Genomic DNA, 14166 nt, shown 5'->3' with positions numbered 1-14166 from the left:
TGTTAAAAATTAAATTCATCACTTTCCTGAATAGGGATATCTCTTAAAAATTTGTCGAATTCTTCCCCTGGATAGTTGCTGTCTGCACCATAAGAGTCTATGATCATTCCGCGGTTTCCGGCATTGTCCTTTACCACATACAATACGGCATTATCATCAGGATTGCTGTCGCCCTCAAAACGGTATGTTTTTAAAATAGTAAGTTCGGAAGGCTGATACACTTTTTCTGAATTCTCAAATTTCATTTCACAGGCCTCATTCATTCTGAATTCTCTCTGTATACCTCTTTCCGATAAAGTATTCATAACCTGGCTCAGGGTGGTCATGCGGTCTGTATTTTCTGAATTATCCATAATATTATTTTTTAAGATGAGTACAATAATTAAACCATTGATAGAGTAAATTTAAATAAAAAAGCCAATTGCATCTTTCATTGACATAAAGCTTAATGTTAACAAAATTTATAATTGTAAAAAATAAAATGGGTATACTTTTTGCAATAACAACATTAATAAATCGGACAAAATATGAAAAAAGAAGTTGGCGTTTTACTGGCAGGAGGAGTTGGTCTTTTGGCAGTATTAGGTTTTATTGGATTAAAAAAGATATTGACAAAAAAAGATAAAGCATATAGTGATACTTATTCGGATTATCACAGACATTTTGATGGAAAAAACCACGACGATGAATATCACGGAGTGGAATTTTATGCGCTGAAGTAGTAAAAGAATATATTTAATTATGTTTAAATCCGGTCCCTTTGAAGAGGCCGGATTTTTTTGTGGATAACTTAGTGTTAAAACTCATTATTTTATAAAAAATCCATTCTAATTTTACATCATCATGCAGAACGAAAAATTCATAAAAGGACAGGGAGCTCAGCGAAACGTAATCAACCGTTTCGACAGGTATACCTATGAGCCTGAAGATGAAGATTTCGAAACGGTAAAAACCTCCTTTACCGAAGTTTTTCCGAAAACCATTGTAAATCAGGTGAAAAGTGAGGATCTTCCCATGGAATATTCCATGAATCCGTATCAGGGTTGTGAACATGGATGTTCTTACTGCTTTGCGAGACCCACCCATGAATATTGGGGCTACAGTGCCGGAATTGATTTTGAAAGAAAGATCATGGTGAAAAAGAATGCCCCGGAACTGTTGGAGAAATTTTTTCAGAAAAGAGGCTATAAACCTGCGCCTATTCTTCTTTCCGGGAATACCGACTGCTACCAGCCGGCAGAAAGACAGTTTGAGATCACCCGGAAAATGCTTCAGGTGTGCCTGGACTACAGACATCCTGTCAATATTCTGACAAAAAATGCCCTTGTTCTGAGAGATCTGGATATATTAAAGCCTATGGCGGAGCAGAACCTTGTTTCCGTATCCCTGAGCATTCCTACAATTAATGAAGATCTCAGGCGAAAAATGGAGCCGAGGACAAGTTCGGCTCCGAATAAATTAAAGGCGGTAGAAATTCTCACAGAAAACAAAATCCCCGTACATGTTATGGTGGCGCCCATTATTCCCGGACTGAACAGTGATGAGCCGCTTACGATTTTAAAGGCTATTTCAGACGCCGGAGCTTTAAGTTTCGGATATACATTGGTAAGACTGAATGATACGGTAGAGCCTGTTTTTGTCAATTGGATTGAAGCTCATTTTCCGGACAGGGCACAAAAGGTTTTAAATCTCATCCGTTCCATGCGTGGCGGAAAGCTGGGTGATAAAAGATATTTTGAAAGACAGAGAGGAGAGGGGAATATCGCTGAAATGATTCATAATACATTTAAGATCGGCAGAAAGAAATATTTTGAGGGAAGAGAATTTCCCAAACTTTCTACAGCGAATTTTACCGGGGCGAAAGATCAGCAGCTGAGGTTGTTTGATTAATAACAGAAATTTATAAATTTTTTGTAAAATTCAATAGGAATGGGCTTTAGCCCATTCACAATAAAAATAAAAATTCCAATGGCTTCAGCCAAAATATAAAAACAAAAAACCGCACCTGAAGGCGCGGTTTTCTTATTTGTTGTGATTGTCAACCTTAGATCGTGTTATCCGGGCATTGGAAATCATCGCTGCATGTAGCACAAACTACGGTGCCATTGCAGTAATACATGCAAAATTCAGGTTCCGGAAGTTTAATTCCTCCTGCTCCGGAGATACTTTTTAACTGGCTGTTGTTTAGTTTTTTTAAATTTTTCATATTGTTTTAATTAAAAATTTGATAGTAAAGTAAAGATAATTAAAATATTTTTAACTAAAACAAAATGTGGTAGAATCGAATTAATTTTTTTAATACATCAAAATAAAAGTCAATAATTAATCCTGAGCATTGCCCACCATAGGCGGTCAATCATAAACAGATCAATTATTGACTTTTTTATGTTACTTTTTGATAAGTCCTAATTCTATCAACCTTTCATGTAAAAACTCTCCTGCTGTAGTATCTTCATACAGTTTCGGATTGTTTTCATCAATACAGTTTTCAAGAGCATTCAGTGACATTTCACTCACCGGATGCATAAAGAAAGGGATGGAGTATCTTGATGTTCCCCATAACTCTCTTGGCGGGTTAACCACTCTGTGGATGGTAGATTTCAGCTTGTTGTTGGTATGTCTCGATAACATATCGCCAACGTTGATCATCAGTTCATCCGGTTCTGCAATCGCATCGATCCACTCTCCGTTGTGGTTCTGTACCTGAAGACCTTTTCCTGAGACCCCATCAGAAGGGTAATCAGATTGATGTCCCCGTGTGCTGCAGCTCTTACCGCGTCATCAGGCTCCTGGGTAATTGGAGGGTAGTGGATAGGTCTTAAAATAGAGTTTCCTTCAGCAATCTTGTTGTCAAAATAAAACTCATCCAGACCAAGATACAGAGCCAGAGCTCTTAATACATACTGTCCTGTTTTTTCAAGCATCTGGTAGGCTTCTTTACCTACTTCGTTGAATTTTGGCAGCTCTTCAACGATTACGTTGTCAGGATATTCGGATTTATATTTTGAATCATCAGACACATACTGTCCGAAATGCCAAAATTCTTTTAAATCACCTTTTTTGAAACCTTTTGCGGTTTCTTTACCGAATCCTACGTAACCTCTCTGGCCGCCGATTCCTGGAATTTCATACTTCTGCTTCGTTTCTACAGGCAGGTCAAAAAAGTTTTTAACCTCTCCGTAGAGTTCATCTACTAGTTTGTCATCAAGAAAATGGCCTTTTAAGGCTACAAAACCAATTTCTTCATAAGCTTTTCCGATTTCATTTACAAATTTCTGTTTGCGTTCCGGGTTGTCCGAAAGGAAATCACGCAGGTCTACACTAGGTATTTTATCCATTTTTAGAAATTTACGAATTACAAAATTACATTTTTTTTAAATGAAATAATTCTAAAATAAGTATTTATCAGTTAAATTTGCTGTATGAAAAAATATTCTTCTAAGAGAAGTATTCAGATACTTGCCCATCTTCTTCAGCAGTACGGAATTTCAGATATTATCATTTCCCCGGGGTCCAGAAATGCTCCCTGGCCATTCATTTTTCTGAAACTGATGCGTTCAACTGTTACAGTATTGTAGATGAAAGAAGCGCTGCTTTTGTAGGAATGGGAATGGCTAAAAGTGAGAAGAAGCCTGTGGCAATAACCTGTACCAGCGGTTCTGCTGTAGCCAATTATTATCCGGCAGTTACTGAAGCTTTTTATCAGAATGTTCCGCTTTTGATCCTGACTGCCGACAGACCTACAGATTTTGTCGATATTTTTGACGGACAGACGATCAGGCAGAAAGATATTTTTCACCAGCATTCTTATGGTGACTTCCAGCTTTTGGAAGACAGTAAAGAAAATGCTGAAGACGTTAATTTTGACATTATTAAAAAAGCCATCGAGCTGTGTTTTGAAAAGCAGGGGCCGGTGCATATCAATATTCCGCTAGAGGAACCATTATATGAGCTGGTTTCAGAGCTTCCGTCTTTCCCTACTGTTGAAAAAACGATCAGGCATAAAGAATATGAGATTCCTTCCAACCTGATTGCAGACTGGCATACCTCCCAAAGGATTATGATTCTGGTGGGAACAAAAGATTACAGCCCGGAACTGGAAAGCCAGCTGACCCAGCTGGTTAAAAACCATTCTGTTGTCGTATTGAGTGAAGCCAATTCCAATCTCTATCACGAAAAGTTTTTCAGACATATTGACCGTTATATCTTTAATTTCACTGAAGAAGATTATAAAACCTATGCTCCTGACCTTTTGATCACAGTAGGGCAGAACGTGGTTTCCAAAAAGGTAAAACAATTCTTAAGGAATGCACGCCCGAAGCAGCACTGGCACCTGGATGAGGTATGGCAGCCGGATACTTATTTCTCTCTTACAGAAAAGGTAGAGGTGAAGCCGGAAGTATTCTTTTCCAAGCTTCTGAAATTTATCAACCTTGAACCAAGGCCTTATTTTAACCTTTGGGATGTTTTAAGGGATAAAAAAGATGCCAGACATGAACAATTCCTGAACATGGTTGAATTTTCGGATTTTTATTTCTTTAATAAAGCTTCGCAGACCATTCCGGAGAATTATAATATCCATTTCAGTAATTCCTCGGCGATCAGATACGCCCAGCTGTTTGATTTTGGAAAAAGAAGAATGTACTGTAACAGAGGAACCAGTGGCATAGATGGCTCTACCTCTACAGCCATGGGCTTTGCTATTAAAAATGCGAATCCGACACTGCTTATTACAGGAGATCTGGGATTCTTCTACGACATCAACGGTCTTTGGAACCAGTATATTCCGCCATTTGTAAGAATTATTATTTTCAATAACGGTGAAGGGAATATCTTTAAAATTATTCCGGGGCCGGGTAATGCCAACCCGAATACACTGGATGAATTTATTGCTACAAAACATCGTAAGCATGCAGAGCATTTAGCCAAACATTTTGGCTTTGCCTATATCAAAGTGGAGGATGAGCCTACCCTTGACCGGGTTCTGGAGAATTTCTTCAAACCGGATTTACAGCCTAAAATACTGGAAGTGAATACGTATGGTAAGAACAGTGCGGATGTACAGAAAGCTTACTTCGAATTCATGAAAGGGAACTAAAGATCCAGATACTCTTCATTCCCCGGCAGATTGGTAATTCTGTCGATGGGATAAATAAACATATCATCAAAGTCATTCAGGGCATTAATCAGTTGAAAATGAGAAAACTGCTTGATGTTCTGAAGGGTGATTTCTGTTTCTTTGATCTTCTTGTGTTTCAGAAGGTTCTGTCTCTGCACTCCGTTCAGGAGATAAGTAGCCGGCGTAAACCAGTCCTTACCTTTAAGGAAAAGAATATTGGAAAAAGAAGTATCGGTAATATGATTGTTTTTGACAATAATGATCTCTTCAGCCTTTGACTTCATTTTCATTTTATCAAGTTCCTTACGGTCCTCAAACTTGAAAGAGTAGTCGAAACTGTTGTTTTCTACCAGCTGGAAACTTTGTATTTCAGGAATAGCGTAGGGAATCATCATGGTGCGTACTCTCTTATCCAGATCATAGGAAAGTCTAAGTTTAAAAAGACCATCTTCATCATGCTCAAGATTTTTGAAGATTTTGGCGAGATCAATAGAGCCTTCCTTCCCGAAGTGGGAAAAAGTCTGGTTAACACGTTTCTGATGTAGTTCCAAAAGAAAAATTTCCTGGTCTTCTACTTTTATGCTTTCAATGAATTGGGACATAGATTTTATTTTTCATTTCCTGATATTCGTCTTCTAACCTGCTCATGTGGGTGATACCGCCGCCGCTTTTAAAATAGAGTTTGTCTCCTTCCTTTTCAATAAAGCGGATCATGACACAGCTGTCAACGTTTTCACCGTCAAACCAGCCGCATACTCCGGTATAATATCCCCTGTCGTATCCTTCTGCATCCAAGATTATTTCCAGCGTTTTAGGCTTTGGTGCTCCGAGAATTGATCCCGCAGGAAGTAGTTTTTTCATAATGCTGCCTACCTTTCCTGCAAATTCAGGCTTTACTGTCCCTGAAATTTCAGAACTCATGGCATACAGGTCTTTTTGCTGTGTCCTGATGAGGTCTATATGCTGGAACTGATCAACTTTCACATTGTCTGCTACCATGCTGAGGTCATTCCGCAGAAGATCTACTACTGTATAATGCTCAGCTTTTTCTTTTTTATCGTTTTTCAAAACTTCAGCCGCGTTTTCCAGAGAGGCGTCAATAGTGCCTTTCATGGGATACGTCAAAATTTTGCCGTCTATAATCTTTACAAAAGTTTCAGGAGAAAAAAATACAAAAAAATCTTTATAAAATACTTTATACTTCGCAATTGAGTGATAAAAAATTTCTTTAAGGCTTAAATTGGTCTGAACTTCGGTCTTCCGGGTATAATTGGTAAGATAGGAATTTCCAAGACGGATATTTTTCTGAACCTTGTCAAAACCTTCTTTAAAACTTTCGAGGGTTTCCGGAAACGGTTTCCATTCCACTTTTTTGTTAAGTTCGTAGCTTTGTTTAGTGTTTGAAAATCCCTGGAAATCAATTAATAAACCTGATTTTTCAATTTCATTTTCTTTATAGATTTCTACATTTTCCGAAAGGAAATCGATCATGAAGAAATAGGGAACATTCTGAAGAGAAAGTTCGTCCATTTCCAGAAATTTTTGATGATTCATTGAAAACATCCTGCAAAAATAATTATTGATGATTACTTTTGCAGAAATTTTTTTCAATGCAGAGCAGATATCCTCAGAAACCGGGAATAGATTTTATACTGAAGCAGGCTTTTTTCTACTGGAGCAAGACTCTTTTCTTTCAGTTAATATTTTCAATCTTTTATTTTGGAATTTTTTTTACTGTGATTTTCTTCCTTGAAGGGAAGTACGGTATTTTGGCCCAGTATGCAGAAGCTGCCAAATATGCGAAAGACGGCCTGGAGGCTTATTCCACACAAATCCTGAAAATACAGTCGAACCCGGGTTTTCTATATTTTTCGTGGGCTATTATCGGGACTTCCGTATTTCTTTACCCTCTTAACATTGGGTTTTACCAGATTTACAGGAAAATTGACCTTAACGAAAAACTTGAGCTTGGAGATCTTCTCGCAGGTTACAATGGGATTAATTTTTTCAAATACATCGGGTACTATATTTTCTGGTTATTTGTTTATATCTATACTTTTCAGACTATTATTCTTGCTATTATCTGGATATTTGTCACCCTATTAGTGGCACCGCTGATGTTTTTTACCAATAAGAGAATCTTTGAAGCTATTCCGCTAAACCTGCAGGCCTTAAGAACTTACTTTCTGGAAATCCTTGTATGTGTCATTGCTGCGGTTATCTTTAAATATGTTGGGTTTGCCCTGTTTTTTGTAGGCGGTTTATTTACCTTTCCTTTTTGGAATGCAATGATTTACTCTCTGTATAAAACGATTTTCTCCGAAAAAAGTTAAATTTTAAGTAGGTTTAATGTGTTTTTATGCCAAAAAAGTTAAATTTGGTGAAACCATTAAATATTAAACTATGTCAGAATTTAACGAATTTGATCAACAGGGTTCGGTTCCAAACAGGGATACAGGATCCATTATTTCCCATGCTTTTGAAATGTATAAAGGAGTTTTTCTTTATGGAGTTGTCGCTATGGTGATTTATATTATAGGAGGTTTCATCATTCAGACCGTAAGCGGATTCAATTCTGCATCGATGATGGAGGAAATGAGAGATGCGGGAGGGGATTACTCAAACTTCAGCTACTGGAATGCTCCCGGTTTTTCGCTGTATCTTTCACTTTCAGGTCTTTTGGGAATTTTGCTTGCCCCTTTATATGTAGGTTTAATTTACATTGTTAATAAATACAATACCAAAAGCCAGATTGATTTTGCAGATCTGTTTATAGGATACAAGCAGAATTTTGTGAATATCCTTATCTACAGTATTCTTTCAGGGATTATTTCAAGCGTTGCCATGATGCTTTGTTTCTTCCCGGTTATTTTTGTTTATCCTTTACTTCTGTTGGGTTATCCTATTTTATTATTCGAAAATGCATCAGCTACTGAAGCTTTAGGAAAGTCTTTCAATATTGCCAAAGAAAATTACGGAACGTTTCTTGGTACAACCGTATTGGGAGCATTAATCTCTATTGCCGGAGTTATTTTATGCGGAATCGGGGTTATTTTAACGGCTCCTTTCATGATGGTCGTGATGTATTCTGCATATTGTGCTTTTCTAGGTAAGCCAAGACAAATTGCATATAAGTAAATAAAATAAGAAGACAGAAAAAGAATGAATAAAGATAAACAGATAAGTAATATTGCGATAAAACAAGTTGCCCTCCTCGCCATCATTCTGGTGCTGACCGCATTAATCTGTTTTAATCTTTCATTGTTTATACCATCAGTACTTGGAGCAATCACTATTTATGTGGTCTGCAGAAAATACAATTTCTATCTGCAGGAAGAAAAAAGTGGAAGCCCTGGCTCTCATCACTTGTGCTGATGCTGGCCAGTCTTATCATTCTTATTCTTCCGGTGTATTTCATTGCCGATCTTCTCATAGAGAAACTGGGAAATGCTCAGGTTTACATGACAAAATTTAATGTATTTCTGGACAAAATACATGCATATATCTATTCAAAAACAGGTTTTGATATTCTCAGCAAGGAGAATATGGATAAAGTGAAGAGTTCTGCCGGGAAGTTTTCCACTTCAGCACTCAGCGGGACATTTAATACCCTTACTGTGGTGATGTCCATGTATTTTATCCTTTATTTTATGCTGGAAAGGCCAAGGCTGTTTGAAAAAATTCTAAGTTCTTCCGCTCCACTGAAAAGAGCGAATATTTCCTTAATCGGCGATAAGCTTAGAAAACTGATCATGGCCAATGCCATCGGAATTCCGGTTGTAGCTTTAGGGCAGGGGATTGTTGGTCTTGTAGGGTACTTTATTTTCGGTGCTCCGAGCCCGGTCCTTCTTTTTGCCTTAACGGCTGCTGCTTCCATGATTCCGGTTGTAGGAGCGGCTATTGTTTATATTCCGGTATGTATATTCATGATTGCGGAAGGCAATACAGGTCAGGGACTTGGTTTGGCTGCCTATTGTTTAGTCGTGGTCGGGCTTACGGATAACCTGCTTCGTTTTACCCTCCTGAAGAAACTCGAAAATATTCATCCGCTCAATACCGTATTCGGAATTATCATGGGGATGAATTTATTTGGTTTTATGGGGTTAATTTTCGGACCGATCCTTATTTCGTTTACCTTACTTCTGATTCAGGTTTACAGAAATGAATTTTCAGACGAAGATACACCTCCTGAGCTCAAACTACCGGATGCAGACGATGATCAGGAAGGAAAAATTAATTTAATTGTATAAAAAGTGGAAGGAGTAAATTCGGAAATATTAAAAGAGATCTGTATCGTGAAGATGCCTTTCGGAAAGTATGAAGGGACTATTCTGGCCGATCTTCCGGTAAGCTATCTGGAATGGTTTAACAGGAAAGGAATGCCTAAAGGTAAATTGGGAATGCAGCTTTCGACCGTTTACGAAATTAAGTTGAACGGATTAATGGACCTTCTGATTCCGATCAGGGCTTCTATAAAATAGAAACTGAATTTTCTGACAACTAGAAAATATAAATTCCGGGGCGGCATCGAAGATGCCGCCTCGGAATTTTTGTCATAGGATGGGTTATTCTCTTAATGCTGCAATTTCATCCCTAAGCTTGGCAGCTTTTATAAAGTCGAGGTTTTTGGCTGCCGCTTCCATTTCTTTCTGCTTTTGGCTGATAATTTTTTCAATGTCCTTACCACCGTAGCTTGCTTTGGTTTCAGCAGCTTTTTGAAGGATCTCTTTTTGGGTGTATTTCGGATCCGGGAAGTCTTTGCTTCTTCCTACGAGATTTTCTGAGATCTTTTTATTTAAAGCCTGGGGAACAAGTCCGTTCGCCTCATTGTGCTGTATCTGCTTACTGCGGCGGTATTCTGTCTCATCCAAAGTAGCCTGCATGGATTTGGTGATCTTATCCGCATACATGATGGCTTTACCATTGATGTTCCTTGCAGCACGCCCTACAGTCTGTATCATGGATCTTCTGCTTCTGAGCATTCCCTCTTTATCGGCATCCAGAATGGCTACCAGGGACACTTCAGGAAGGTCAAGCCCTTCTCTTAAGAGGTTAACTCCGATTAATACATCAAAAAGCCCCAAACGAAGATCCTGCATAATCTGGATACGCTCAAGAGTTTCTACATCCGAGTGGATATATCTTGTTCTGATCCCGAATTTCGTAAAATATTTAGTCAGCTCCTCGGCCATTTTCTTCGTTAAGGTAGTTACCAGAACCCTTTCATCAGCATCCGCTCTCTTTTGGATTTCTTCCATTAAATCATCAATCTGGTTGATGCTCGGTCTGACCTCAATTACCGGATCCAAAAGACCTGTCGGACGGATGATCTGCTCAATATAAGCTCCGCCGGTTTTCTCCAGTTCATAATCTGCCGGTGTTGCAGAAACATAAATTACCTGGTTCTGCATGGCTTCAAACTCTTCAAATTTAAGAGGCCTGTTATCCATCGCGGCAGGAAGCCTGAAACCGTATTCCACCAATGATTCCTTTCTGCTGCGGTCGCCTCCGTACATCGCATGAACCTGAGGAACGGTAACGTGGCTTTCGTCGATAACCATCAGGAAGTCCTTGGGAAAATAATCGATCAGGCAGAATGGCCTTGAACCCGGAAGTCTTCCGTCAAGATATCTTGAATAATTCTCGATTCCTGAACAGTAGCCTAATTCCTTGATCATTTCAAGATCCAGTTCTGTTCTTTCCTGAAGTCGTTTAGCTTCGAGAGGCTTCTCGATGGAGTTGAAAAAATCCACCTGCTTTACCATATCATCCTGGATATTTCTGATCGCTCCGTTGAGAGTTTCTTTTGATGTTACAAAAAGATTGGCAGGGTAAATCTGGATCTGGTCAAAATTAGATTCAACATTGCCGCCCACAGGATCAAAACTTTGGATCTTTTCAATTTCATCCCCAAAAAACTGAATCCTTACTGCATTATCAGCATAAGCCGGAAAGACATCAATAACATCTCCTTTTACCCTGAATGTACCTCTTTGGAAGTCTCCCAAGGTTCTGGAATATAATGCATTAACTAATGAATGAAGCAGGGCTGTTCTGGTCACTTTTTCCCCGATAGCCAGTGAAATAAGTGACTTATGGAATTCTGAAGGGTTCCCGATACCGTAGATGCACGAAACGGAAGCTACGATCAGTACATCCCTTCTTCCGGAAAGAAGGCTGGCTGTTGCAGAAAGACGAAGTTTTTCCACCTCTTCATTGATGCTGAGATCTTTCTCGATATATGTTCCGGTTGTGGCAATATAAGCTTCCGGCTGATAGTAGTCGTAGTAGCTTACAAAATATTCAACGGCGTTATCAGGAAAAAATTCTTTAAATTCCATGAATAGCTGTGCTGCCAGGGTTTTGTTGTGGGCAAGAACCAGAGTAGGCTTCTGTACATTCTGTACAACATTTGCTATGGTAAAGGTTTTCCCGGAACCTGTTACCCCAAGAAGAGTCTGGTATTTTTCGCCGATCTCAATGCCTTCGGTAAGCTTTTCAATGGCTTGTGGCTGATCGCCTGTAGGTTTATATTCTGATTGAAGATTAAATTTCATAGGAAATGATGTATACAACAAAAATACGAAAGAAAATTTTAGCCTTCATAAAGTATTTGAAAATGACTGTTTTGATGGAAATTTTTTCATCGCCTCTTTTGTGAACCAAATAAAACGCTACATAGGTAACATTTTTCTTTATTTATAAAATTTATAAGTATAAATTTTTATGGCATTATTTTTCTATTTATCTTTTTACACCAAATCATAATGCTATGAAATTCAATCAATTTTATGTACCGGCACTCAGTGTATTCTTACTTTTATCTTCGTGTAAAAAGAATAATGCGAATGCCCAGCAGACAGGAAACGATGGTAGCGTAGAAACCGGAAAACCGAACACAAACTACCAACCGGCTTTTAAGGGGCAAACCCGGATTAAAGCTGTAAAAACAACAACCGCTTATAAAGTGGAAGTTCTTAATAAGGACCTTGGCCGGCCCTGGGGAATCATTAACCTGCCCGACGGAAAGTTTCTTATTACTGATAAAAACGGTTATATGAATGTGGTTTCTGCAGATGGGAAGCAGGTCTCAAAAATTGAAGGATTCCCAAAAGTAGATGCAAAAGGACAGGGAGGAATGCTGGATGTGGCTCTTGATCCGGATTTTAAAACCAATCAGATTATTTATTTCAGTTTCTCTGAACCGTTTGGAAAAGGAAACCTGACCTCTGTGGCAAAAGGAAAGCTTTCAGCGGATCTTAAAAATATATCGGAAGTTAAGGTTATTTTCCGTGCTGAACCTTCCTATGATGGAGACAAACATTATGGAAGCAGGCTGGCATTTGACAAAGACGGAAACCTGTTTGTAAGTACCGGGGAAAGATCTGACAAGGAAACAAGAGTGTATGCTCAAAGAACAGATAATTACCTGGGAAAAATACTGAAGATCACAAAAGATGGTAAGCCAGCTCCCGGAAATCCATTTATCGGAAAACAAGGATTTAAACCTGAAATTTATGCTTATGGAATAAGAAATCCACAGGGAATGGCAATAGATCCGAACGGAACACTCTGGGATGTTGAGATGGGTCCAAGGGGAGGAGATGAAATCAACCTGATACAGCCCGGAAAAAACTATGGCTGGGGAGATGTAACCTATGGAATTGAATACTCCGGAGCTAAAGTAGGAGACGGAATTACTCAAAAAGAAGGTACAGAACAGCCTGTTTATTACTGGGATCCTGTAATTTCTCCAAGCGGAGTTACTTTCTATACCGGAAATATTGAGGAATGGAAGGGAAATCTAATCATCGGATGTCTTAGCGGTGAACATATTAACAGGATTGTGATGAAAGATAATAAAGTAGTAGGAGAAGAGCGGCTGCTTGCTGATCAAAAAGAGCGTTTCAGAGATGTTCTGGATGGGATGGATGGCAATCTGTATGCCGTGACAGACAGTGGGAAATTATATAAAATTTCTAAAAAATAATAAAGATAAAGAGACTGTATTACAGTTATGATCTGGTACAGTCTCTTTCATAAAAAAATAATATTTAAAACTTAAAATTAAGTCTTGCAAAAGCCTGTCTGCCGGCAAATCCCATCTGGACAGGGTCAAAAATTCCTCCTGATTCCGTATTACCATCTACAGCAGCGGTTTGCAACGTAGGATAACGGTTGAATAAGTTCTTGCTTCCAATAGTCAGGTTGAGGTTTTTGGAGAATTCATACCCAAAAGAAATATCGGTAGTTACCTTTGCGCCATAAAGCTGGTAATCATCTGCATCCCCGTACCCGATTAATTTCACTTTGTCAAACCTTACAAGCTGAACATTGGCATTAAACTTATTAATTTTGTAGTTTAAGTTCAGATTAACCTTTGTTTTAGGAGCGGAAGCTAAAATAAATGCTTTTTCCCTTGCGCTCAAGAAGATGTCTTCTTTGCCTTTTAGCTTATCTGGAGCATTTACTTTGGTGATCTCCATATCGTTATAGTTTCCGGCTAAAGTAGCGGTAAGTTTCCCCGGGCCCAGATCATCGGTATAGCTTAAAATAATATCAACCCCTTTTGTTCTGGTATCTATGGCATTGGAAAAGAACTGTGCCTGGTCAATAAAAGGATATTTAAGCTGAACTTCCTGCGGAAGATCGTCTCGGGAGAAGTTACCGGTCAGTACGATTCTGTCTTTTACTTTAATATAGTAACCATCTATTGTTGCTGTAAATTTTGCAGTATTAAATGTAAATCCGGCGCTTCCATTCAATGAGGTTTCCTGCTTTAGCTGGGAAATTCCTGATTGCTGCGCAAGATCACTGTCATTGGAAGCCAGCTGAATAGTAACAAGATTTCCTCCCTGGAAATTCGTAAACTGAAGGCTGTAATATTTCTGTGCTAAAGAAGGAGCTCTGAACCCGGTAGAAACGGATCCTCTGAAGGCAAACTGTGGGGTAAATGCATATCGTGTCGCAAATTTACCATTCAAAGTGCTTCCGAAATCATTATAGTTTTCAAACCTTCCGGCTACGCTGACCATCCATTTCTTGGT

Annotated in this window: 12 protein-coding genes and 3 pseudogenes; 8 read left to right on the top strand and 7 right to left on the bottom strand. The window is 38.7% G+C overall.

What is annotated here, in order from left to right:
* Nucleotides 1–2 precede the first annotated feature (2 nt).
* Entirely contained in the window at nucleotides 3–353 is a 351-nt protein-coding gene (locus N4G44_RS01305) for a hypothetical protein (RefSeq protein WP_048501743.1), read from the bottom strand.
* Nucleotides 354–527: 174 nt separating this feature from the next.
* On the opposite strand from N4G44_RS01305, the gene N4G44_RS01300 reads away from it, so the two are divergent.
* Both N4G44_RS01300 and N4G44_RS01295 read left to right on the top strand, forming a co-directional pair.
* On the top strand, nucleotides 528–722 hold the full coding sequence (locus N4G44_RS01300; RefSeq protein WP_048501642.1) for a hypothetical protein: 195 nt from the start codon (nucleotides 528–530) through the stop codon (nucleotides 720–722).
* 121 nt (nucleotides 723–843) lie between these two features.
* Entirely contained in the window at nucleotides 844–1890 is a 1047-nt protein-coding gene (locus N4G44_RS01295; RefSeq protein WP_474924303.1) for a PA0069 family radical SAM protein, read from the top strand.
* Between the two features lie 154 nt (nucleotides 1891–2044).
* Here the strand turns inward: N4G44_RS01295 and N4G44_RS01290 are convergent, their stop codons facing one another.
* Together N4G44_RS01290 and N4G44_RS01285 are read right to left on the bottom strand one after the other, a co-directional pair.
* On the bottom strand, nucleotides 2045–2206 hold the full coding sequence (locus tag N4G44_RS01290; RefSeq protein WP_175547496.1) for a hypothetical protein: 162 nt from the start codon (nucleotides 2204–2206) through the stop codon (nucleotides 2045–2047).
* A gap of 182 nt (nucleotides 2207–2388) precedes the next feature.
* Nucleotides 2389–3338, bottom strand: a pseudogene (locus N4G44_RS01285) (isopenicillin N synthase family dioxygenase).
* Nucleotides 3339–3422: 84 nt separating this feature from the next.
* On the opposite strand from N4G44_RS01285, the pseudogene menD reads away from it, so the two are divergent.
* Nucleotides 3423–5098, top strand: a pseudogene (gene menD / locus N4G44_RS01280) (2-succinyl-5-enolpyruvyl-6-hydroxy-3-cyclohexene-1-carboxylic-acid synthase).
* Here menD and N4G44_RS01275 read toward each other — a convergent pair.
* Nucleotides 5095–5721 carry an aminotransferase class IV gene (locus N4G44_RS01275; RefSeq protein WP_474924302.1) on the bottom strand — a complete coding sequence of 209 codons (627 nt, stop codon included), beginning with the start codon at nucleotides 5719–5721 and terminating at the stop codon, nucleotides 5095–5097. The pseudogene menD and the gene N4G44_RS01275 overlap by 4 nt on opposite strands.
* Nucleotides 5705–6682, bottom strand: coding sequence for an aminodeoxychorismate synthase component I (locus N4G44_RS01270; RefSeq protein ID WP_474925016.1), 978 nt, complete (start codon nucleotides 6680–6682; stop codon nucleotides 5705–5707). Before N4G44_RS01270 ends, N4G44_RS01275 begins: the two co-directional genes overlap by 17 nt.
* A gap of 47 nt (nucleotides 6683–6729) precedes the next feature.
* Between N4G44_RS01270 and N4G44_RS01265 the strand changes: the two genes are divergently transcribed.
* The 4 genes and pseudogenes from N4G44_RS01265 to N4G44_RS01250 all read left to right on the top strand — a co-directional run bounded on the left by N4G44_RS01265 (nucleotide 6730) and on the right by N4G44_RS01250 (nucleotide 9600).
* Nucleotides 6730–7452, top strand: a complete 723-nt coding sequence (locus tag N4G44_RS01265; protein ID WP_474924301.1) for a hypothetical protein — start codon at nucleotides 6730–6732, stop codon at nucleotides 7450–7452.
* Nucleotides 7453–7522: 70 nt separating this feature from the next.
* Nucleotides 7523–8257, top strand: coding sequence for a beta-carotene 15,15'-monooxygenase (locus tag N4G44_RS01260; RefSeq protein WP_474924300.1), 735 nt, complete (start codon nucleotides 7523–7525; stop codon nucleotides 8255–8257).
* Between the two features lie 24 nt (nucleotides 8258–8281).
* A pseudogene (locus N4G44_RS01255) lies at nucleotides 8282–9369 on the top strand (AI-2E family transporter).
* Nucleotides 9370–9372: 3 nt separating this feature from the next.
* A complete protein-coding gene (locus N4G44_RS01250; protein ID WP_474924299.1) occupies nucleotides 9373–9600 on the top strand; it encodes a DUF3820 family protein in 228 nt (75 codons plus the stop codon).
* 84 nt (nucleotides 9601–9684) lie between these two features.
* Here the strand turns inward: N4G44_RS01250 and uvrB are convergent, their stop codons facing one another.
* The gene (uvrB, locus tag N4G44_RS01245; RefSeq protein ID WP_474924298.1) at nucleotides 9685–11676 is read right to left on the bottom strand and encodes an excinuclease ABC subunit UvrB; all 1992 of its coding nucleotides are present in this window, start codon (nucleotides 11674–11676) and stop codon (nucleotides 9685–9687) included.
* A 215-nt stretch (nucleotides 11677–11891) separates the two neighbouring features.
* On the opposite strand from uvrB, the gene N4G44_RS01240 reads away from it, so the two are divergent.
* On the top strand, nucleotides 11892–13109 hold the full coding sequence (locus N4G44_RS01240) for a PQQ-dependent sugar dehydrogenase (RefSeq protein WP_474924297.1): 1218 nt from the start codon (nucleotides 11892–11894) through the stop codon (nucleotides 13107–13109).
* A gap of 64 nt (nucleotides 13110–13173) precedes the next feature.
* Here the strand turns inward: N4G44_RS01240 and N4G44_RS01235 are convergent, their stop codons facing one another.
* Nucleotides 13174–14154, bottom strand: a complete 981-nt coding sequence (locus N4G44_RS01235; RefSeq protein WP_474924296.1) for a TonB-dependent receptor plug domain-containing protein — start codon at nucleotides 14152–14154, stop codon at nucleotides 13174–13176.
* Nucleotides 14155–14166 lie beyond the last annotated feature (12 nt).

This window comes from Chryseobacterium sp. GTID13 (assembly GCF_056172655.1).
This window is presented reverse-complemented; position numbering and strand designations above follow the sequence as displayed.